Source organism: Vibrio sp. 1641 (assembly GCF_033339995.1).
Lineage (GTDB): Bacteria > Pseudomonadota > Gammaproteobacteria > Enterobacterales > Vibrionaceae > Vibrio > Vibrio alginolyticus.
On the sequence record NZ_JAWOVP010000007.1, the window covers coordinates 180,899 to 203,191 of the forward strand.

The 22,293-nt window shown below is 45.3% G+C and carries 21 protein-coding genes; 5 read left to right on the forward strand and 16 right to left on the reverse strand.

Translation table 11 applies throughout. The annotated features are described in order from the left end of the window. Positions 1-6: 6 nt before the first annotated feature. The gene (locus R7Z47_RS15775; protein WP_213866977.1) at positions 7-684 is read right to left on the reverse strand and encodes a methionine ABC transporter permease; all 678 of its coding nucleotides are present in this window, start codon (positions 682-684) and stop codon (positions 7-9) included. Continuing rightward, a complete protein-coding gene (metN, locus tag R7Z47_RS15780) occupies positions 674-1,708 on the reverse strand; it encodes a methionine ABC transporter ATP-binding protein MetN (protein ID WP_005381962.1) in 1,035 nt (344 codons plus the stop codon). The genes R7Z47_RS15775 and metN overlap by 11 nt, the downstream gene beginning before the upstream one ends. A gap of 341 nt (positions 1,709-2,049) precedes the next feature. Between metN and gmhB the strand changes: the two genes are divergently transcribed. The 4 genes from gmhB to treC all read left to right on the forward strand — a co-directional run bounded on the left by gmhB (position 2,050) and on the right by treC (position 6,997). Next, the gene (gene gmhB / locus R7Z47_RS15785; protein WP_005383603.1) at positions 2,050-2,601 is read left to right on the forward strand and encodes a D-glycero-beta-D-manno-heptose 1,7-bisphosphate 7-phosphatase; all 552 of its coding nucleotides are present in this window, start codon (positions 2,050-2,052) and stop codon (positions 2,599-2,601) included. A gap of 74 nt (positions 2,602-2,675) precedes the next feature. Beyond that, positions 2,676-3,623: a trehalose operon repressor TreR gene (treR, locus tag R7Z47_RS15790; RefSeq protein WP_213866976.1), complete on the forward strand. Its 948-nt coding sequence runs from the start codon at positions 2,676-2,678 to the stop codon at positions 3,621-3,623. Between the two features lie 176 nt (positions 3,624-3,799). Continuing rightward, the gene (treB, locus tag R7Z47_RS15795; RefSeq protein ID WP_005383602.1) at positions 3,800-5,224 is read left to right on the forward strand and encodes a PTS trehalose transporter subunit IIBC; all 1,425 of its coding nucleotides are present in this window, start codon (positions 3,800-3,802) and stop codon (positions 5,222-5,224) included. A gap of 87 nt (positions 5,225-5,311) precedes the next feature. Further along, on the forward strand, positions 5,312-6,997 hold the full coding sequence (gene treC / locus R7Z47_RS15800) for an alpha,alpha-phosphotrehalase (protein ID WP_086046562.1): 1,686 nt from the start codon (positions 5,312-5,314) through the stop codon (positions 6,995-6,997). A gap of 99 nt (positions 6,998-7,096) precedes the next feature. On the opposite strand, the gene R7Z47_RS15805 is transcribed toward treC, so the two are convergent. The 3 genes from R7Z47_RS15805 to R7Z47_RS15815 form a co-directional block, all read right to left on the reverse strand. After that, the gene (locus R7Z47_RS15805) at positions 7,097-7,996 is read right to left on the reverse strand and encodes a hypothetical protein (RefSeq protein WP_017635673.1); all 900 of its coding nucleotides are present in this window, start codon (positions 7,994-7,996) and stop codon (positions 7,097-7,099) included. A gap of 131 nt (positions 7,997-8,127) precedes the next feature. After that, positions 8,128-9,648 (reverse strand): transcriptional regulator, encoded by a 1,521-nt coding sequence (locus R7Z47_RS15810; protein WP_017635672.1) that lies wholly within the window; start codon positions 9,646-9,648, stop codon positions 8,128-8,130. Between the two features lie 90 nt (positions 9,649-9,738). After that, positions 9,739-10,341: a YitT family protein gene (locus R7Z47_RS15815; RefSeq protein ID WP_017635671.1), complete on the reverse strand. Its 603-nt coding sequence runs from the start codon at positions 10,339-10,341 to the stop codon at positions 9,739-9,741. A 347-nt stretch (positions 10,342-10,688) separates the two neighbouring features. On the opposite strand from R7Z47_RS15815, the gene glyA reads away from it, so the two are divergent. After that, positions 10,689-11,939 (forward strand): serine hydroxymethyltransferase, encoded by a 1,251-nt coding sequence (gene glyA / locus R7Z47_RS15820; RefSeq protein ID WP_005381985.1) that lies wholly within the window; start codon positions 10,689-10,691, stop codon positions 11,937-11,939. A gap of 446 nt (positions 11,940-12,385) precedes the next feature. Here glyA and lipA read toward each other — a convergent pair whose 3' ends face one another. The 11 genes from lipA to lptE form a co-directional block, all read right to left on the reverse strand. Beyond that, complete coding sequence (gene lipA, locus R7Z47_RS15825; RefSeq protein WP_005391329.1) at positions 12,386-13,351, reverse strand: lipoyl synthase; 966 nt, start codon at positions 13,349-13,351, stop codon at positions 12,386-12,388. Next, a complete protein-coding gene (lipB, locus tag R7Z47_RS15830) occupies positions 13,348-14,010 on the reverse strand; it encodes a lipoyl(octanoyl) transferase LipB (protein WP_005384137.1) in 663 nt (220 codons plus the stop codon). Before lipB ends, lipA begins: the two co-directional genes overlap by 4 nt. Before the next feature lie 176 nt (positions 14,011-14,186). Then, positions 14,187-14,465: a DUF493 family protein YbeD gene (gene ybeD / locus R7Z47_RS15835; protein WP_005384135.1), complete on the reverse strand. Its 279-nt coding sequence runs from the start codon at positions 14,463-14,465 to the stop codon at positions 14,187-14,189. Between the two features lie 139 nt (positions 14,466-14,604). After that, positions 14,605-15,783 carry a serine hydrolase gene (locus R7Z47_RS15840; RefSeq protein ID WP_005384132.1) on the reverse strand — a complete coding sequence of 393 codons (1,179 nt, stop codon included), beginning with the start codon at positions 15,781-15,783 and terminating at the stop codon, positions 14,605-14,607. 91 nt (positions 15,784-15,874) lie between these two features. Continuing rightward, entirely contained in the window at positions 15,875-16,678 is an 804-nt protein-coding gene (locus tag R7Z47_RS15845; RefSeq protein WP_017635670.1) for a septal ring lytic transglycosylase RlpA family protein, read from the reverse strand. Between the two features lie 2 nt (positions 16,679-16,680). Next, the gene (gene rodA / locus R7Z47_RS15850; RefSeq protein WP_005373004.1) at positions 16,681-17,802 is read right to left on the reverse strand and encodes a rod shape-determining protein RodA; all 1,122 of its coding nucleotides are present in this window, start codon (positions 17,800-17,802) and stop codon (positions 16,681-16,683) included. Beyond that, entirely contained in the window at positions 17,802-19,718 is a 1,917-nt protein-coding gene (mrdA, locus tag R7Z47_RS15855) for a penicillin-binding protein 2 (RefSeq protein WP_005384126.1), read from the reverse strand. Before mrdA ends, rodA begins: the two co-directional genes overlap by 1 nt. A gap of 29 nt (positions 19,719-19,747) precedes the next feature. Further along, positions 19,748-20,218 carry a 23S rRNA (pseudouridine(1915)-N(3))-methyltransferase RlmH gene (gene rlmH, locus R7Z47_RS15860; protein WP_017821762.1) on the reverse strand — a complete coding sequence of 157 codons (471 nt, stop codon included), beginning with the start codon at positions 20,216-20,218 and terminating at the stop codon, positions 19,748-19,750. Positions 20,219-20,222: 4 nt separating this feature from the next. After that, the gene (gene rsfS / locus R7Z47_RS15865; RefSeq protein ID WP_005373015.1) at positions 20,223-20,540 is read right to left on the reverse strand and encodes a ribosome silencing factor; all 318 of its coding nucleotides are present in this window, start codon (positions 20,538-20,540) and stop codon (positions 20,223-20,225) included. A gap of 88 nt (positions 20,541-20,628) precedes the next feature. After that, positions 20,629-21,648 carry a DNA polymerase III subunit delta gene (holA, locus tag R7Z47_RS15870; RefSeq protein ID WP_206949551.1) on the reverse strand — a complete coding sequence of 340 codons (1,020 nt, stop codon included), beginning with the start codon at positions 21,646-21,648 and terminating at the stop codon, positions 20,629-20,631. Positions 21,649-21,653: 5 nt separating this feature from the next. After that, complete coding sequence (gene lptE, locus R7Z47_RS15875; RefSeq protein ID WP_005384122.1) at positions 21,654-22,193, reverse strand: LPS assembly lipoprotein LptE; 540 nt, start codon at positions 22,191-22,193, stop codon at positions 21,654-21,656. Positions 22,194-22,293 lie beyond the last annotated feature (100 nt).

The following is a 22,293-nucleotide window of genomic DNA, read 5'->3' on the forward strand; positions in this document are numbered from 1 at the left end:
TGATGCTTATCTGTGGTCTACACGGCGCACCACTGCGTCACCGATAGACTGAATAATCTGTACTAGAACAATCAACATCACGACAGTCACGGCCATGATAGTTACATCGTAGCGGTGGAAACCGTAACGGATGGCTACGTCGCCTAGGCCGCCGCCGCCTACCGTACCCGCCATAGCTGAGTAGCTAACGAGAGTGACCAAGGTAATCGTTACTGAGTTAACAATAGTCGGCATTGCTTCAGGCAGTAGAACTTTTGTGATGATCTGTGTTGGTGTCGCCCCCATTGACTGCGCAGCTTCCACCAAGCCTGTCGGTACTTCTAATAAAGCACCTTCAATAAGACGAGCGACAAAAGGAATGGCGCCAATAGTCAGTGGGACGATTGCTGCGGTTGTGCCGATAAAGGTTCCAACTAGTATTTTTGTCACTGGAATAATCGCAACCATCAGTACGAGGAATGGCACTGAGCGACCAATGTTAACGATAGCGCCTAAGCCGCTATTTAGTTTGGTGTTTTCAAGTAGGCCGCCTTTTTTAGTAATATGGAGGATTACGCCTAATGGAATACCCACAGCAAAGCCGACTAATCCGGCAACCGCAACCATGTAAAGCGTTTCCCACGTTGCACCTAAAAGTAGTTTGCTGTTTAAACTCAGCCATTCAGAAATCGTATTAAAGGACATAACCAAGTACCTCTACTTTTACGTTGTGCTTACGCAGGTATTCAAGAGCTGCGTTGTCATCTTCTTCGTTACCAAATAGCTCTGCGACCATCATGCCGAATTTCACGCCACCAGCGTAATCAAGGTCGGAACTCAAAATACTCACATCAATATTGTATTTACGAGAAATTTGCGACATTAACGGTGCATCGACGGTTGCGCCAGTAAACTCTAAGCGAACCAGCGGGTAGCTGCCATCAACACGCTCTGCTTGCAGACGAGCTTGGTAATCTTCAGGAATGGAAAGATCCAGCGTTGAGCGAATGAATTGGTGCGCTAGCTCTGTCTTAGGGTGCGCAAAAATATCGCCAACGGTGCCTTTTTCCACCAGCTCACCACCACCGATGATTGCTACTTCGTGACAGATACTTTTTACGACTTCCATTTCGTGAGTGATAAGTAAAATCGTGATGTTGAGTTTGCGGTTGATCTCTTTCAATAACTCAAGGATAGATTGAGTTGTTGCCGGGTCTAGCGCACTAGTGGCCTCATCACAAAGCAGCACGCTAGGATCGGATGCTAATGCACGAGCAATTGCCACACGCTGTTTTTGTCCGCCACTTAAGTTAGATGGGTAGCTCTCGTGTTTGTCGGCTAAGCCTACAAGCTTTAGCAACTCAGTTACTTTTGTTGTGATTTGCGATTTGTCTTTACCTGCCAGTTCTAGGGGTAATGCCACATTATCAAACACAGTACGAGACGAAAGCAGGTTAAAGTGCTGGAAGATCATGCCAATGTTACGGCGTGTTTCGACTAGTTGTTTTTTACTGAGTTTGGTTAGATCTACACCATCAACGATGATGGAACCAGAAGTCGGTGCTTCTAGCATGTTGACACAGCGGATCAGCGTACTTTTACCAGCACCTGATGAACCGATAACACCAAAGATGGTGCCTTTGTCGATGTGTAGGTTAATGTCTTTCAGGGCAAGGATTTCCTTACTGCCTTGGTAGAACACTTTATTGACGTTTTTTATTTCTATCATGTTTCAACCTGCCCAAAGATACGGGGAACTTCGCTGTCAAAAACGGCCTTTGACAGAACTTAATGTTGAGCTTTATCTCAATTTTCAGTTGATGCTATGGGTTAAGCAGAATGAAGTCAATAGATATTTTTACGTCTAGACGTCTAAATGTATGGATGTTCTGTTTTGAAACGAAGATGTATAGATAACAAGCAGGAGGTAGACGGCGGGGCACCCTCAGATTTACCGATTCTTGCCCAACAAATCAACCGTTTTGTCGAGGCCTAGAATGAATTAGATAGTGTTGAAGTTTATAAGGTATGTAATAATCTGATTAAACCGAGTTAATAGAGAAATACGTTTTGGCAAAACCTGCTGTTTTTATCGATCGTGATGGCGTGATAAACGTTGACCACGGCTACGTTCATGACGAACATGATTTTGAGTACATTGATGGTGTATTTGAAGCGACGAAAGCGCTAAAAGATAAAGGCTACCTTCTAGTGTTAGTGACGAATCAATCGGGCATCGCACGCGGTAAATTCAGTGAAGACCGTTTCTTGTCTCTGACTCAATGGATGGATTGGAACTTTGCTGATAATGGTGTTGAGTTCGATGGTATCTATTACTGTCCACATCATCCAGAACATGGCATTGGCGAGTACAAGCAAGATTGTGCGTGCCGTAAGCCAAAACCAGGCATGTTCATTTCTGCGCGTGACTTCTTGAAGATCGACATGGAGAAATCTGTGATGATCGGCGATAAAGCTGAAGACATGATGGCAGCAGAAGCGGCAGGCGTTGGCACTAAGATTTTGGTTCGCACTGGTAAGCCAGTAACGGAACAGGGCGAAGCCATTGCAACGGTAGTATTAGATAGCATTGCAGATGTGCCTGCGTACTTAAACAAGTAATCTTCATTACTGACTGAGATAAGGGAAGCCACTGCTTCCCTTTTGTTTGATTCCTTCTTTTAGTCTGAACACTTATGAGCAAAAAACTCACCATTCTTGATATCGCAAAATTGGCAGGCGTGGGCAAATCGACAGTAAGCCGTGTGCTTACTAACGATCCAAAAGTGAAACCCCAAACGCGAGAGAAGGTTGAGCAAATTATTCGTGAATCTGGTTATGTGCCGTCCAAATCTGCGCAATCAATGCGTGGCGGCAGCCAAAAAGTTATTGGGGTTATCATCTCCCGTTTAGATTCACCATCAGAAAATCGCGCCGTTGGTACCATGCTCAATGCTTTGTATTCCGCTGGTTATGATGCGGTGATCATGGAAAGCCAATTCGATCGCGATAAAACCAATGAGCATTTGGATGTGCTTAAACGTCGCAACGTCGATGGGGTGATCGTGTTTGGTTTTACTGGATGTGATGAGCGAGCATTGGCGGAGTGGGGTAATCGTATCGTCGTGATCGCGATGGACACGCAAATGGTTTCTTCGATCAACTACGATAACCAAGGTGTGATAGACATGGCTTTGTCTCACCTTGAGCAGCAATCTTTATCTCGCATTGCTTATATTGGTGTTGATCCTGAAGACAAAACCACTGGCTTAGCTCGTCTAAATGCTTATAAAGCTTGGTGTCAACGCAAGCAAATTGCACCTTGTTTCCAAACGGGTAAGTTGAGCCATGAAAGTGCTTATCAGTTGGTAGACAAAGTCCTTCAATCTGATACTCAGGCCATCGTGTGCGCCAGTGACACCATCGCGTTGGGCGTGATTAAGCGTCTTCAAGAGTTAGCACGTGAAGACGTGGTTGTGACAGGTGTTGGTGGTAATGAATTGCTCTCTTTCCTTTTCCCTAAAGTATTTAGTGTCGACCCAGGTTATACCCTTGCAGGTGAGAAGTCCGCTAACATGCTGATCAATCAATTAAATGGCGATGAGGAAGTGGTTCACTTTACTCAACAGCCTATCGTTTGTTAATCCACACTAAAACGATCTGCTCTAAAATTATACTGTGATCATTCTCAATTAATGGGACTGTTCCCATTTTGTTTTTTGTCTTCGAATGGCAATATTAAAATTAAGAAATGGGAATGTTCCCATTTATAAAAACAAAATGATGAATCGAATGTATCCAATACAGGGTGGACAAAGTTATGAGTAAGATTGCGCGTAAAGACGTGGAGCGTCTTATTGAGCTGGTCGGGGGGCCGGACAATATTGCCAGTGTAAGTCACTGTTTAACTCGCTTGCGTTTTGTTCTAAATGATACGGACAAAGCAGATACGAAACAGTTAGAAACATTACCGATGGTGAAGGGCTGTTTTACCAACGCAGGCCAGTTCCAAGTGGTTATCGGTACTGAAGTGGATGAAGTTTACAAGGTGCTGATCGGACTGACGGGTAAAAGTGAAGCCAGCAAAGACGAAGCGAAGAACGCTGCTCGTCAAAACATGAATATCGTTGAGCGTGGTATTTCCCACCTTGCAGAAATCTTTGTACCACTGCTACCAGCGATCATCACCGGTGGTCTGATCCTTGGTTTCCGTAACGTGATTGGCGACATCAAGATGTTTGATGGTCAAACGCTAACGGAAATCAGCCAGTTTTGGGCAACGGTACACTCTTTCTTATGGCTGATTGGTGAGGCGATCTTCTTCTTCCTACCGGTTGGCGTGTGTTGGTCGACAGTGAAAAAGCTCGGCGGTACTCCGATTCTGGGTATCACGCTTGGTGTGACATTGGTTTCGCCGCAGTTGATGAACGCCTACCTGATTGGTAAGCAAGTACCTGAAGTGTGGGACTTTGGCTTATTCGCCATCGAGAAAGTGGGCTATCAGGCGCAAGTGATTCCAGCAATGCTTGCTGGTATGGCTCTGGCGTTTATTGAAACCAACTTAAAACGCATCATTCCGTCTTACCTTTACCTAGTGGTCGTGCCGTTTGTCTCAATCATTGTGTCTGTGATTCTTGCGCACTCTATCATTGGTCCATTCGGTCGTATGTTGGGTGACGGCGTTGCTTTCGCAGCAAAAGCAGCCATGACGGGTGACTTCGCTATGATTGGCTCAACCATCTTCGGCTTCCTATACGCGCCATTGGTCATTACTGGTATTCACCACACTACCAACGCGGTAGACCTTCAACTGATGCAAGAGCTAGGCGGCACGCCAATTTGGCCTCTGATTGCGCTTTCAAATATTGCTCAAGCGTCTGCGGTCGTCGGCATCATTATCATCAGTAAAAAACATGGCGAGCGTGATATCTCAGTACCTGCGGCTATCTCTGCTTACCTTGGTGTGACCGAGCCGGCGATGTACGGCATCAACTTGAAATACAAGTTCCCAATGCTGAGCGCGATGATCGGTAGTGCGTGTGCTGCTGCTATTTGTGGTAGTGCGGGCGTAATGGCGAACGGTATCGGTGTGGGCGGTTTGCCGGGCATCTTGTCTATCCAACCGCAGTTCTGGGGCATTTTTGCTTTGGCTATGTTAGTCGCAATGCTAGTACCTGCTGCATTAACGTTAATTCTTTATAAGCGTGCACAAGCCAAAGGTGAGCTTGAGCCTGCAAACGCGTAATTCTATTTGAGGCAGTGACTTGGCTGCCTCCTCCTATTTTTCTTTTCAAATTTTAAGTTTCCGATTACTGGTAAGTGAGTGTTAGAAATGGCTATGACCAAGCATGATGAGAGCTGGTGGAAAACCGCAACCATCTATCAAATTTACCCAAAAAGCTTTTGTGACAGTGGCAGTAAAGGCACGGGCGACATCAAAGGGATCATTTCTAAGCTGGATTATCTTAAGCATCTTGGTGTGGATGCGATTTGGCTGACGCCGGTTTACCAATCGCCAATGATCGACAACGGTTATGACATCTCCGATTACTACTCGATCAATCCACAGTTCGGCACTATGGAAGATTTCGATACTTTGCTAGCAGAAGCGCATCAGTTGGGCATTCGTATCATCATGGACATTGTAGTGAACCACACGTCGACAGAACACAAGTGGTTCCAATCCGCACTGGGTGATAAAAACAGCCCATACCGTGATTACTACATCTGGAAAGATCCGGTAGATGGTGCTGAACCAAACAACTGGCAATCAAAGTTTGGTGGCAACGCTTGGGCGCTGGATGAAAAAACAGGCCAGTACTATTTGCACCTTTTTGCTAAAGAGCAAGCGGACTTAAACTGGGAAAACCCAGTAGTGCGTGAAGAAGTGAAAGAAGTCATCAGCTTCTGGGCAGAAAAAGGAGTGGATGGTTTCCGTCTCGACGTTATCAACCTGATTTCCAAGCAGCAAGATTTTCCAAGTGACGATATTGGTGATGGTCGTCGTTTCTACACGGATGGTCCACGTGTGCACGAATACCTTCAAGAGATTAGCGAATCTGTGTTTCAAAAATACGGCAGCGTGACGGTGGGTGAAATGTCTTCCACCACGCTAGAGCACTGCCAGCAATATTCTTCGCTAGACGGCAAAGAGCTATCCATGGTGTTCAACTTCCATCATCTGAAAGTCGATTATCCAAATGGTGAAAAATGGACCAAAGCGCCGTTTGATTTCATTCAGTTAAAACAGATCTTCAATCATTGGCAAACCGGCTTAAATGGCAAAGGGTGGGGGGCGTTGTTCTGGTGTAACCACGACCAGCCACGCGTTGTCAGCCGATTAGGTAACGAAGAGCAATACCGTGTTGAATCTGCCAAGATGCTTGCGGCATCAGTGCACATGATGCAAGGCACACCTTATGTTTACCAGGGGGAAGAGATCGGCATGACCAACCCGGGTTATACCGAAATCAGCCAATATCGTGATGTTGAAAGTACTAACATGTACGACATCATGGTCAACCGTGATGGTGTATCTCATGACGATATGATGGCGATCTTGGCACAGAAGTCGCGTGATAACTCACGTACACCAATGCAATGGAACAGTGCAAAACACGCGGGCTTTACTGAGGGCACGCCTTGGCTTGAAGTGGCGAAGAATTACACTGAAATCAATGCTGAAGCTGCGGTTGCCGATTTAAACTCGGTGTTCTACTTTTACAAGCGTCTGATTGAACTGCGTAAACAGGTTCCAGTGATCACCGATGGTCGTTACGAGGACCTGCTGCCAGAGCACAAACGTATTTTCGCTTACGCTCGTCAGAACGATAAGCAAACGCTGCTGTGTATCAATAACTACTATGCTGAAGAGGTGGAATGCGTTCTGCCAGAACGTTTTGATATGAGTAAAGCGAAAAACTTGCTATCTAACTATCAAAACTCAGCGAGCGCAGTCGCGTCAAACCATCAAGTGTTACGACCTTACGAAACTCGTATTTTATTGATAGAAGAATAAACTCGGGTGTCATCACCCCTAAGATTGATGTTCGAGATGAAGGCTTTGGTGTGCTCCCCAAAGCCTTCTTTTATTGAGATATCTCTAAAAAATGCGAGCTTATTTTGTTTCAATCGCTGTTAGCTGCACTTTCTCTTCGTTGATTTGTACTTGTTGTACTTTCAGCAGTTCAATTTGTTCAATCAGACCTAAGCTCGGATTAAACCAACGTTCTGCCGAAGTGGCGAACTCCATTGAGTCCATATCATCACAGTTTAGGTTGTAGATGTTCTCTTCCATCAGGTATGCCGCTTCAATTTTCTTGCCTGAGATCGAGAACGCTTTACGCACACCAGTCTCTCGGATTTGCTGTTGCCAAACCACTTGGCAAGATGCTGTCATAGGAAGGTTTTGTACCCACTCATGATCTTCAAAACGGTCTAGAAGGTTGTGAACTGCGTAGCCTGTAAGAGTGGTTTGCAGAGACATAGTTTCTTCACCGATGTCAATATTCGGGCTTTTCTCTTTTACGTCGTCACCGTTTAGGCGGAAAATCGGACTGCTGTGCATAAGCATGGCAATAAACTGATGACCAATGAAATAAGCGTCAGTGATTTCATGGAGTGCACCATCTGATCCTACAAAGTAAAGCGTATTGCTCTCTTCGTCGTCGTTGTACTGCTCGTCTGAATAGTAGAACTGTTCGGCGCCGTAGTTCACCAAGTCATTAACCAACTGGACCATTGCCTCGCTGTTTGGGATTTGTGCCAATGCTGCCAATATTTGCTCGCGATCCATCGCTTGGAAGCTCAGTTTCATGTCGCCTTCTGGTTGGCCATCCAAGCTAAATGCGTAGTTTAGCTGTGTGCTTGGCGTGGGAGCGAAGATTGAGTTGTGAATCGAGACGTCGAAACTTTCTTGAGGCACTTTGTTTGGATTCGCACTGCCAGAAGACGAACCTCCGCCACAGCCGTAAAGAGCCAGAGTTGCTGCTGCGATAAGCGTCATTTTGTTTAGCATGGTTTACATTCCTGATTGATAAGGCCGCTTCATGTTGGGCCGTTGCTTGAATGCGAGCATGCTAAGTTCAGCGAGAGAAAAAGGGCAAAAAACAAAAGCTAACAGGGGTTAACGAAAGCTTAATTTTATATTTAGGTCTTTGTTTTATTGGTGGTTATTTCGTTGGCCACATTAGTGCAATACTCGTTAATGAGCGCTTTCCATCGGCTTATGATTTCTTGATCGGTCACACTAACATGCAACGTTTTCCACGGTTGGAGGCAAGTCTCTTTTGATTCAGATTGAGAAAGACGCTCAAACAAGGTTTCGGAAGGTAAAACGCGCAGCAGCGCCACCAGTGATTCCATGTAGTTGAGACGGAACTGTTCAAGTTTGTTCTGCTTGTAAGCAATGTGAGACACAAAGGTATAAATCAGTGCGTTTTGGATACGTGAGTCGCCATCTGGTGTCGTTAACAGGGCTTTTGCCCTGTCTAAGTTACCTAATTTGAAATGCAATAGACCTAACCAGAGGCTCAGCTCATCTGGCAAAACATCAAACGACGATTGTACTTGAGTTAAATACGCTTCCAGCTTTTGATGTTCGTGCTCGTATAAGGCGAGATGTCTTGCCGTTGTTATAGCCGCAAACTCATCAGATTGTCGGAGAGGTTGGCTAGAAAAGGCATTCTCGAATAACATTTTTTTGTGAAGATCCGAAAGCTGCCACGTACTTGCCGAAGGTGCAGGCAGATTGAAGTATTGCGCGACATCCGAGTGCATTTGGAAAATATCCGATTGTAGGTCAGATAAACGCAGTGTGTACTCATTGCGAAACGCCAGCTTGCCCGTCGCAGGATAAATAAGGTTCATCTGCGCTTTCAAGATGCCTTGCTCTGCGCCGTCTTTTAACTCGATATTGAGCTCGTAGTCGCTGGTCTGCATGTTTCGTGCGCCAGGGAAATATGGCGTATGACCGATAGGATCAAGAAAGTAACTGGGAGCATCTTGGTTGGCGATGTCGGTGTATGGATATTCGACCTGTTGTTGCAGCAAGATGGCTTTGACCAGTATGCGGTATTTTCGCGCCTGAGAGCCGATTGAATCGACACGGTTGAGTAGTAGCTCGACTTTGGGAATCAGTAGTTGATGACGTGTTTGTTGTGTTGAGATTTCTTGGCGTTGCCATAACAAGCTTGCGAGCGTCACGCTACAAACTGCAAGTATGGCACACAAGCTATAAGCAAAAATCAGCTTGAAGTTCTTATTCCTCGCAACCTGAGTTGGGATAACGCGTCGATGGCTTTTCGCTGGTGGCACCAAACGAATATTGGCAGGGTTAAGAAAGTAGCCTTTGCGGGGGTAAGTGACTAAAAGCTTAGCGGCATCGTATTCGGGTAAGTACTGCTGTAGCAGGGCACGTAAGGTGCTAATGCGGTTCGTGAGCACATTCTTAGAGATGAACTTGCTCTGCCAAATGGTTTCAATAATGGTGTCAGCAGAGAGTGGGTGGCCAACGCTTGTTAACAGCAGTTCTAATAATTCAATGGTGCGAGGTTCAAGATCAATCGCGATAACATCTTGATGAAGGGTCTGTGTCTTCGGGTTATAGATCAGCTCTCCAATCGCAATACAACTGTGAGTCTGTTTAGCTTGTTGCAGAAAGTCGCGCATACCGTACCGATCTATTTGGAAATCGCGAAGTATTATATAGCGATTGGAGCGCGAAATCTTATAAATCGCGCTTCAATCATTATCAAAAATTTATGAACCGTAGGTCACGGAATAGCGGTGCGGTTTGTGGTTCATCGCTAACACGAGATTGAGTGCAAACGCCCCCAAAATTGAAAGGCCAATCACTTCTGGTGTGACAAAGAAGAATGAAGCAAACAGGATACATGCATCGATTGCCATTTGGCTTTTGCCAACTGAAATGCCAAATTTGTCTTGGATAAACAAACACAGCACGTTAAAGCCACCCAAGCTGGAGCGATGTCGGAATAGGATCAGCATACCGAGCCCCATTAAAAGTCCGCCTGCGACGGCGCAATAAACTTCATTTACCGATTCGAGCGAGATTAGCAAATAAAGATGATCGGCAAAGATAGAAACCAACGCGCCAGAAATGGCACTATTAATGGCGAAATGACGGCCGAAGCGTTTCCATGCTAGTAAGTAAAAAGGACTGTTTGCTAAAAAGTACAGCACACCAAAGGTAAAAGGTGTAAATTGGCTAATAAGCAGAGCCAATCCAGTCGTGCCTCCCGTTAGAAGGTTCGCGGATTGGAGAAAGAAAACGCCTTGAGCTACTAAAAAGGTACCCGTGAGAATCGCTATCCAGTCTTCTTTTAATGAGTGTTTTTCCATCAATGTTGCAGTCATTAGTGATAAATAAGGCGTGCATAGTAGTAAAAAGATGATCTTTTCGGTAGCTAGAGGGTAAAATTTACGGTAAACCTATGTAATTGCTGTTTTACAGGGTGTAAAGCACAAATTTGACAGGCAATAGATTGTCGTTATGCGATTGCAATGCTGGCATGGTAAACATTGCTTGTCATCATGAAAAAACTGCATGAGAAAAATTGTAAATTTCTCTTTATGACCTAAATCAAATTATGTAGAATGCGCGCCATTAGGGTGACGAAAACGTTTGCGTTGGGTCATTCAACAGTTTTTTTGCAACTTTCAGTACTAATCTGAGTCAGGAGATACAGATGCTTAAGCGTGATATGAACATCGCAGATTACGATGCGGAACTGTTCGCAGCTATCCAGGAAGAAACCCTTCGCCAGGAAGAACACATTGAACTTATCGCTTCTGAAAACTACACAAGCCCACGTGTAATGGAAGCGCAAGGTTCTCAGCTAACGAACAAATACGCTGAAGGCTACCCAGGTAAGCGTTACTACGGCGGTTGTGAGTACGTAGATAAAGCTGAAGCACTAGCAATTGAGCGTGCATGCCAACTATTTGGTTGTGAGTACGCTAACGTACAGCCTCACTCAGGTTCTCAAGCAAACAGCGCAGTTTACATGGCGCTTCTTAACCCAGGCGATACAGTTTTAGGCATGAGCCTAGCGCACGGTGGTCACCTAACTCACGGTTCACCAGTAAACTTCTCTGGTAAGCACTACAACGTTATCCCTTACGGTATCGATGAAGCTGGTCAAATCAACTACGACGAGATGGAACAGCTAGCACTTGAACACAAACCTAAGATGATCATCGGTGGTTTCTCTGCTTACTCGCAAATCGTTGATTGGAAACGCATGCGTGAAATCGCTGACAAAGCAGGTGCTTACTTATTTGTTGATATGGCGCACGTAGCTGGTCTTATCGCTGCCGGTGAATACCCAACACCAGTACCGCATGCTCACGTGGTAACAACAACGACGCACAAAACACTAGCAGGTCCTCGCGGTGGTCTTATCTTGTCAAATGCTGGCGAAGATATGTACAAGAAACTGAACTCAGCAGTGTTCCCTGGTGGTCAAGGTGGTCCTCTAATGCACGTTATCGCTGGTAAAGCAGTAGCGTTTAAAGAAGCGATGGAGCCAGAGTTCAAAGCTTATCAAGCTCGCGTAGTGAAAAACGCAAAAGCAATGGTTGGTCAGTTCCAAGAGCGTGGCTACAAAATCGTATCTAACGGTACAGAAAACCACTTGTTCCTTGTTGACCTAATCGACAAAGATATCACTGGTAAAGACGCAGACGCGGCACTAGGTGCAGCAAACATCACTGTAAACAAGAACTCAGTACCAAATGACCCACGCAGCCCATTCGTAACGTCTGGTATTCGTGTAGGTACGCCAGCGATCACTCGCCGTGGCTTCACTGAAGAAGATGCAAAAGAGCTAGCAAACTGGATGTGTGACGTTCTAGATAACATCGGCAACGAAGAAGTTATCGAAGCGACTAAACAGAAAGTGCTAGAAATTTGTAAGCGTCTACCAGTTTACGCATAACTGCTTTTCATCGAGTGAGTCGATTTCGGTGTCGAACATACTCATTTGCTCGCGCAAACTCCGTGTGTTCTCCTAGAACTCGACTCATCTATTTTGAACATTGATATACTAAAGGTCCTCAATTGAGGGCCTTTTTGTTTGTCTGGCGTTTGGAATGAGATATAGCGAAGAGTGTGTGATAAGGAGATGGCTACCAACACTGTCCCTTTCAATATATCCAAACCGCGTCATTCCGACGAGCCTAGGCGAGAGCAGGAATCTTGTTGAGGCACACTCTTTTACTCAGCGTTTCCCTAAAAATCATCAGTATTCTGAAAACAGATTCTGAATCACGCTCGTTCCTCGCTGTTCAGAATGACGGAGGTAGAATGGCTTTTTATCATCATTTGACAGATACAAAAAAGGTTGGCACTGAGCCAACCTTTCTTTTGAAAACAAACGAGAGCTTACTTAATCTCGATACCTTGAGCCTGCATATCGGCATGGTAAGAAGAGCGAACAAATGGACCACACGCTGCATGCGTGAAGCCAAGTTCTAGTGCAACTTCTTTTAGCTCGTCAAACTCTGATGGTGGAACGTAACGTTCTACTGGCAAGTGGTGACGGCTTGGCGCTAAATACTGGCCTAGAGTCAGCATCGTTACGCCGTGTGCGCGTAGATCTTTCAGTACTTCGATGATTTCTTCTTTGGTTTCACCAAGACCCATCATCAAACCAGACTTGGTCGGTACATCTGGATGCTGCTCTTTGAACTTCTTAAGGAGCTCAAGTGACCATTTGTAGTTCGCACCTGGGCGAGCTTTACGGTAAAGACGTGGCGCGGTTTCTAAGTTGTGGTTGAAGACATCTGGCGGATTGTCTTTCATTAGATCAAGCGCTACATCCATGCGACCACGGAAGTCAGGAACCAGTGTTTCAATCTTAATATGCGGGTTTAACGCACGGATCTCGCGGTTACAATCGGCAAAGTGTTGTGCACCGCCGTCACGCAGATCGTCACGGTCAACAGAAGTGATTACTACGTATTTCAGCTTCATATCGGCAATGGTTTTCGCCAGTTTTTGAGGCTCTTCTGCTTCCGGTGGTAATGGGCGGCCATGAGCAACGTCACAGAAAGGACAACGACGAGTACAAATAGCACCTAAGATCATGAAGGTTGCTGTACCGTGGTTAAAACATTCCGCTAGGTTCGGGCAAGATGCTTCTTCACATACGGAGTGAAGTTTATTCTTACGCATCGCCGCTTTGATGTCTTGAATTCGTTGGCTGTCGGCTGGTAGCTTGATCTTCATCCAATCAGGCTTACGTAGCACTTCTTTCTGCTCTGTAGGCATGTTCTTTACGGGAATCAATGCCATTTTATCGGCGTCACGATATTTAACGCCTTTTTCCATCTGGATTGGTTTGCTCATGCTTTATTACCTTGAGAAGGTGCTTCTGTGCTGAATTCTACTTGCTCATAATCGAGCAAAGTAACGAGTTCTTCTATTAATTGTTTTTCTACGGCTTCTACATTGTCTGGGCCGCCAAATTGGCTGACCTGAACCATTTCCATACCTTCATAACCACAAGGGTTAATACGCAGAAACGGTGTTAAATCCATATTTACGTTCAAGGCTAAACCATGAAACGAGCATCCTTTACGAATGCGTAAACCGAGAGAGCATATTTTCTTACCGGCAACGTAGACACCTGGTGCGTCAGGTCGTGCGGCTGAGTCAATATTGTATGCTTTTAGCGTGTTGATCACGAGGTTCTCGATTGTGGTAACGAGATCTCGTACACCTAATTTTTTACGGCGTAGGTTGATCAAGAAGTAGGCGACCAACTGACCAGGGCCATGATACGTAACCTGGCCTCCGCGATCACTTTGTACAACAGGAATATCGCCAGTGTTAATCAAGTGCTCAGCTTTACCTGCCTGTCCTTGCGTAAATACTGGGTTATGTTCTACCAACCAGACTTCATCACGGGTTTCTTCTGTGCGTTGGTCGGTGAACTCATGCATCGCCTTCCATACAGGCTCATAGTCTTGGCGGCCAAGTCGTTTTACAACAAGTTGGTGTTGCATGGGAATTCCTGTTGCTAATATATAAAGTTTTTGGATTATAAACCGGATAACCCTGATGCTCTACCGCTGCGTAACAGATTTTTAACTGAAAGCGATGTAAAGCTTCGTTATCTCTTTGATAAATAAAAAGAAAGCAGCCAAGGCTGCTTTCAAAAAAAATTTAATATATCAAAAAATTATAGAACCATGCGTACGATGTCAATTTCACCTAACTCTTTGTACAGTGTCTCAACCTGCTCGATAGAGGTTGCAGTAATGTTGATTGACACCGAGTGGTAGTTGCCCTTAGCACTTGGTTTAACGGTCGGGCTGTAGTCACCTGGAGCATGGCGCTGAATAACTTCAAGAACAAGCTCTGGAAGTTCAGGCTTTGCATGACCCATTACCTTGTAAGTAAATGAACAAGGGAACTCAAGCAGGTCTTTTAATTTTGCATCAGAGTTGATGGTTAGCATATCGATAACTCCAGTAGATATTCGTTGCGGTGCGAAATAGTACAGTCAAATTAGGGGGAACTCAAGACGAGGATCTCAAACTTAAAAAGCCGCCCTTTCAGGCGGCTTTGCGAATAAGTTTGCTACTCTAACGTCCTTCTTAGAAGAAGCTCTTGAATAACAATACGATGTAATCCCACATGCGGCTAAATAGACTACCTTGCTCTACGGTTTCTAGTGCCATTAGTGGGTACTCGGCAATATCTTCACCATCGATCTGATAGTATAGCTTACCAACTACATCACCTTTATTAATTGGGGCTTCTAGCTCTTTTTCAAGGACGAAGCTTGCTTTTAGGTTTTTCGCTTCACCACGCGGTAGTGTTACGTAAGTATCTTGGTCAAGACCCAGTGCTACGGTGTCTTTGTTACCCATCCACACTTTTTCTTCTACGAACGTTTCACCTGCTTTGTGCGGTGCCACTGTTTCGAAGAAACGGAAGCCGTAGCTTAGCAGCTTTTTGCTTTCTGACTTACGAGCATTGGCATCTTTAGTACCCATAACGACCGCAACCAAGCGCATTTGACCTTCAGTTGCTGAACTTACTAGGCTGTAACCCGCATTACTTGTGTGACCCGTTTTGATGCCGTCAACGTTCATGCTCTTATCCCAAAGTAGACCGTTACGGTTGTATTGGGTGATGCCGTTGTAAGTAAATTTCTTCTCTGAGTACACTCGGTACTCATTTGGTACGTCACGGATAAGTGCTTTACCTAGCAGTGCCATGTCGTATGGTGTTGAGTACAACTCTGCGTTATCTAAGCCATGAACGTTGGCAAAGTGCGAGTTAGTCATACCCAATGTGTTGGCCCAAGCGTTCATTAGGTCAACAAACGCATCTTCTGAACCTGCAATATGTTCTGCCATCGCAACACAGGCATCGTTACCTGACTGGACGATGATGCCTCGGTTCAGGTCACGTACTTTAACTGTTGTGCCTACTTCAATGAACATCTTTGATGAATCAGGGAAGTTTTTCGCCCACGCATTTTTACTGATGGTGACATCATCATCTTCTGAGATATTACCACGCGCTAGCTCTTGGCCGATTACATAGCTGGTCATCATCTTAGTCAGACTAGCTGGAGACAATTTTGTGTTCATCTCTTTCTCTGCCAGTACTTTACCTGAATGATAATCCATCAGCACGTAGCCCTTCGCCGCGATTTGAGGGGCATCTGGAACAACGATAGGTGATGCAAGAGCAGATTGAGCGAAAGTTGCAGAAAGGGCAACCGAAGAAACGAGAATAGATTTCACAAACTTATTTTTATTCATGGTAATTCAAATTTTTGGGTTAACTGCAGACATCTTATCAGAATCCCTAGTTATGTAAGAGGGGGATCAAAGAGAAATTCATGACACGAGGTCATTTGGCAGTGTTGTGTTTTTTAATAAATGCAGACGAATAGCCGAGCAACTTTACTTTATCTAGTGTGGCTTGCGTCAGGGAATAGTCAGTAAATGGCCCTAACAACAAGCGATAAGACTCTTTCGCACTCTCTAGGAAAGTTTCTGTATCCAATTTTTGACCAAGCTCGGTACCTAAAGTTCGCGCGCGCTCTTCATTTTTTGATGATGCTACTTGAATAACGTACCTAGGGTGCGCTTCTAATGACTTTTTGTCCGTAGGCTGATTGATACTGATCACTTCAATTTCCACGTTCGCGGTGCCTGTTTTTATGACATCTAACTTGTGCGCGGCGGCATAGCTTAAATCAATGATACGGCCATCGTGAAAAGGACCTCGGTCATTAACTCGTACTATGGTGGTTTTGCCGTTGTCAGTATTGGTAACTTTTACGTAACTTGGTAACGGTAGCGTTTTATGCGCTGCCGTCATTGAGTACATGTCATAGATTTCGCCATTAGAAGTCAAATGACCTTGGAATTTTTTCCCATACCAAGATGCTCGGCCTTTTTCTTTAAAGCCTTTCGCATTGCGAACTATTTTGTAGTCTTTGCCACGCAAGTGGTAATCTTTGTTCCCACCTAGGCTGTACGGTTCATATTTAGGATGCGCATCCTCGATGTGTTCGACTGAAAGCGGTGTATCCGGTGCAACATCGGATTCGAGTTCGTAACGGCCTTCTTGTTCTTTTTGGCTAGTTGATGAACAGCCTGCCAAAATAAGAGCAGAGAAAACCAAGGAATATAAAGCGCGTTTTTGCATGTCTAGGTCGCCTTAGAGAATGCTTTTCGGTGCGTATGAATCGACATCAGAATACCAAAACCAGCCATCAAGGTTACCATTGATGTGCCGCCATAACTGATGAGTGGCAACGGTACACCTACTACAGGTAGGATGCCACTTACCATGCCAATATTTACAAAAATATACACGAAGAAGCTGAGTACAATACTGCCTGCCATCATTCGTCCAAATGCGGTTTGCGCTTGGCTGGCGAGATATAAACCTCGTCCAATAATAAATAGATAGATGGCTAAAAGGCAAAGGAAGCCAATCATACCCCATTCTTCAGCAATTACTGCAAAGATAAAGTCAGTGTGTCGTTCAGGAAGAAATTCTAGTTGTGACTGCGTACCTTGCAACCAACCTTTGCCGGAAATACCACCGGAGCCAATCGCAATTTTACTCTGAATAATGTGGTAGCCCGCTCCTAGCGGATCAGATTCCGGGTTAAATAGAGTACGAACTCGCACTTTTTGATACTCTCGCATCAAGAAAAACCACAGAATTGGAATGAAACCACCTAATGCAATCGCAGCACCAGCGATGATTTTCCAGCTAATGCCGGCGAGGAAGATAACAAAAATACCGGAAGCGGCGATCAGGATCGAGGTACCTAAGTCAGGCTGCTTTGCAATGAGAATGGTTGGTAAGCAGACCATAATCAGTGCAACAATGAGTGTTTTTAGCGTTGGTGGAAGGGGCTGTCTACCGACATAGCGAGCCACCATTAATGGCACCGCGAGCTTCAATAGCTCTGACGGTTGAAAGCGCACAAAACCGAGGTTAAGCCAACGCTGCGCGCCTTTCGATGCTTCACCGAAAAACAGCACGCCGAAAAGCAGTATAACGCCACCAACGAACATCAAAGGTGCCAAGCTTTCGTAAGTTCGTGGAGAAAGCTGCGCAAGGACGAGCATCACAACGAGTGAAAGCACCATTCGCATGGCTTGGCGATCCATCATCAGTAAACTTTGGCCACTGGCGCTGTACATGATCACCAGGCCAAACCCCATCAGGGCCAATATGCCAAGTAGGAGTGGTAAGTCGATATGGAAGCGTTCAAACAGGGCGCGATTTTTACCTGTAGAGGGATCCATCTTCATTACTGTTTTACCTCTTTCTTCGCATTGTTTTCAGGCTCAATTTCTTCTGGACCAAGAACGACTCGGTCAAAAATTTTCCTTACTACTGGGGCACCGTTACTAGAACCACCACCGGCATTTTCTAGTACTACAGTGACGACCACTTTAGGATCATCAAATGGTGCAAAGCCAGTAAATAACGCATGGTCACGTAAGTGCTCGGCGATCTCATCGGCGTTGTACTCTTCGTTTTCACCCAGACCGAAGACCTGTGCAGTACCTGATTTACCCGCTGTTTCATAATTCATTTTGTAGAATGAGCGACGAGCTGTTCCGCGCGTGCCATGGTTTACCCGACGCATGCCTTCTTTCGCCATATCCCAGTACTTTTTAGGCACATTCTTGATTGGTGGGTAAGTCACGTATTCTGTCGTTTGCTGCTCTTCGAAGTCGTTACCATTTTCTATCGTCGCTTTGAGCAAGTGAGGTGCGATCACTTCTCCCTCGTTTACTAATACGGAGGTTGCTTTGGCGATTTGCATTGGTGTTGCTGTCCAATATCCTTGGCCGATACCCACAGGGATCGTATCACCTTTATACCATGGGGTTTTATGGCGAGACATTTTCCAGTCACGAGTCGGCATATTCGCCTTACTTTCTTCGTAGATATCAATGCCAGTGTAATCACCAAAACCGAACATCATCATCCAATTCGAAATACGGTCAATACCCATGTCATAAGCGATTTGATAGTAGAAGGTATCAACAGACTCTTCGATCGACTTAATGATATCGACGCGTCCGTGTCCCCAACGCAACCAGTCCCGGAACGGACGTGTGTTAGAGTTTGGTATGCGCCAATAACCAGGATCATTTCGTGTGGTGTTAGGTGTTACGACACCTTCTTGCAGCGCGGCTACCGCCATAAATGGTTTGATGGTAGACGCAGGGGGGTAAATGCCAAGTGTAGTGCGGTTGACCAAAGGACGGTTTTTATCGTTCAAAAGGGCGCGATAGTCTTTACCTGAGATTCCGTGCACGAACGAGTTAGGATCGTAGCTAGGGCTCGAAACCATAGCCAGTACGCCGTTGTCTCTAGGATCGATTACTACAGCACTGCCTCGGCGGCCGTCCAATAATTGGTGTACGTACAACTGCAAGTTGATATCAAGGTTTAAAACGATGTCTTTTCCGGGTACAGGTGGAACGTACTTTAAGGTACGGATTACTCGGCCGCGGCTGTTTACCTCGACTTCTTGATATCCGGCTGTACCGTGTAAGAGGTCTTCGTAGTATTTTTCAATACCCAGCTTACCAATGTCGCGAGTGGCTTGATAGTTTGCGTCTTTTTCTTCTCGGATCAGGCGCTGCATGTCGCGATCATTGATTCGAGAAACGTAACCAATCACGTGGGTTAAGACTTCGCTGAAAGGGTAGTAGCGCTTTAAGGTCGCACTTATTTCCACACCCGGAAAGCGGTACTGATTGACGGAGAATACCGCTACTTGTTTTTCGTTCAGTTGGGTAAGCAGTGGGACCGATTTAAATCGACGAGTCCGTTTACGCTCGTGGTGGAAACGTTCAATCTGGTCTGGTGTAATTTCCAGAATAGTTTGTAATTCTTGGATGGTTGCATCAATGTCTTTAATTTTTTCTGGGGTCAGTTCTAAGTTAAAGACGGGACGGTTCTCTGCCAGTAAAACGCCATTTCGGTCATAAATTAGACCTCGGTTAGGCGCGATAGGCACCACTTTGATGCGGTTATCGTTCGAGCGGGTTTGATAGTCTTGAAACTGGTTCACCTGAATGTTGTACATGTTGGCAACCAGAGCTCCCATCAAGACAACAATGCCGATAAAAGCAACAATAGCGCGGCTGGCAAACAGACGCGCTTCGGCTTGATAATCTCGGATTTGACTGCGGCGTTTACGAATCATTAACGCTTGGCTCTAAAGTTAAACAACGATTATTCGCGATGATAAGGGTGGTTAGCGGTGATGCTCCACGCTCGGTACAAGCTTTCTGCCATTACGATACGCACTAGAGGGTGGGGTAGCGTTAAGGCAGACAATGACCAGCTTTGGTCTGCTGCAGCTTTGCATGCAGGAGCGAGTCCTTCAGGACCGCCGATTAATATTGATACATCACGGCCATCTAATTTCCAAGCTTCTAACTGCTCAGCGAGTTGAGGAGTGTCCCATTTTTTACCTGGGATATCTAACGTGACGATACGGTTGCCTTTTGGTACCGCAGCGAGCATCGCTTCCCCTTCTTTTTGCAGGATGCGAGCGATATCGGCATTTTTTCCGCGTTTGCCAGCAGAGATTTCAATCAACTCCAACGGCATATCATGCGGGAAACGGCGACGATATTCTTGAAAGCCTTCCTCAACCCATTTTGGCATTTTTGTGCCAACAGCAATTAGTTGAATTTTCAAAAGATTAACCCCAGAGTTTTTCTAGCTGGTAGAGTTCGCGGTGCTCTTCTTGCATCACGTGAAGCATGGCGTCGCCCATATCTAGGACTACCCATTCACCTTCGTTTTCACCTTCCATTCCTAGTGGCTCAAGACCGGCTTTTTTCACTTCTGTTGCAACATGGTCAGCGATGGATGAAACGTGGCGTTTGGATGTACCAGTACAGATGATCATGTAATCTGTCACGCTTGATTTATCTTCCACATTTAGGACGATAATGTCTTCCGCTTTCATGTCGTCGGCTTTATCAGCTAAAAAGTCTTTCAGTTCTTCGCGAAGCACTCGGTTTTCCTCGGTTTGTCTCTTATCTCTATAGTGTTTTACATTCTTGCTTGCAAAACAGGTCGCGCACTATATCACGCTTTGATTTTTAAATTGCCAGCTTAATATCAGGAGAGCAGGTTTCTAAGCTCAACTGATGAATAGTTGGCCATACAGACTCGTCATACTGAGTTTTGGCTTTTATCTCGGCTTGAGCCAATAAGGAGAGCAATGCACAAATACGACTCGCTGATAAGCGGGCCAGTGCTGCGTTATAGAGTGGACGCTTGTTTTGCCAAACTCGATATTTCTCAAATACCTGGTTCATTCCCATTTGAGTTAAGTCTTGATGCATATTTAAAAGTTGGCTCAACTCTTTTTGTACACTTCGAATCAAGATCACGGTCTCAACCCCTTCCGCCTCAAGTTGGCGAAGAATACGTTGTGCACGGTTTGCTTTACCTGCCAGTAAGGCGTCGATCCAGTTAAAGGTAGTGAAGTGATTATGGCGACTTAGGGCTTCCTCTAAACGTATGACGGTCAGCTCACCATCCGGGTAGAGTAGGGCCAATTTCTCTAAGCTTTGTGACAATGCAAATAGGTTACCTTCATGCCATTGAGCCAACATTTGCAGTGATTGTTGATTGGGTTTTAGTCCCAACGTGCGGCAACGTGTCTGAATGAACATAGGTAAGCGTTGTAGATCTGGCGACAAGCAGCTTACCCAATCGCCTTTTGAGCTTAATGCTTTGAACCATTTCGCATTTTCTTGGGCTTTGGTCAGTTTGCTACCAACAATGACGAGCATGATGTCATCATGAAGCATATCACACAGTGTTTGCAGCTCTTTGCTGACGGCGGTTGTCACGCCACTTTCAGGAATTTCAAGCTCAATCAGTTGACGGTTTGAAAACAGGCTCATCGCTTGGAAACAGTCGTAAACTTGATTCCAGTCGATGCTAGCATCCACCGCAAAGCGGTGTTTTTCCTCAAAACCTTGCTGAAACGCTGCCTTTTGGATTGCTTGGCGGCTTTCTTGAATCAGTAACGGCTCATTACCAAAGATTAAGTAAACCTGTTTAACTTGTTTAGTTAAATGATCCGTTAGCTTATCGGCATAAATTCGCATAGTGACTAAGAGTTTTTGTTCGCTGGCTCAGAGATTTGTCCTGCTTCATATTCGGCACGAATACGGCCCAACTGGCGCATCATCTGTTTTGCAGCTTGCAAGCGCATCTCGTCTTCAATTACGTCACGCTCAACAGATTTTGCAAGTGCGGTCAACGGGTTGTCTAGGTAGTTGCGGTTTACTGTTGTCGTAAAGTTTTTAGAACCATAGCCAGGAATTGTCACACGGTATTTTACTACGTATGTCAGCTCTTTTTCTGCTGCACGGCTATTTTGATAAAGCGATAGTGTACGCTCATCGATTGTCGCTTCCGTCAAATGAAGGTTGGGTACCGTCGATGATGGTTGAACAAGTTCAACTTTGTTCAGTTCGAGTTGAGAGCGAACATAGCGAGTTAATTCACTGTATTCATCGTAGCTGGAGAAAGACATAGTGTGCAGCTCTTCCGGTACGGAATACTCGCCGCGAAGGTGAAAACCACAGGCAGAAAGAAGCCCCGCTAATACCAATACCACTGGTAGTTTAATCAAAGAGAAAAAGCGCATTGATTGTATTCATCCTAAATTGAAGGGGTTATTTACCTTAAACCACTCATGTGAATGGTTTGAGGTAAATAAACAGGGTAGCGAACTACCCTGTTTAATG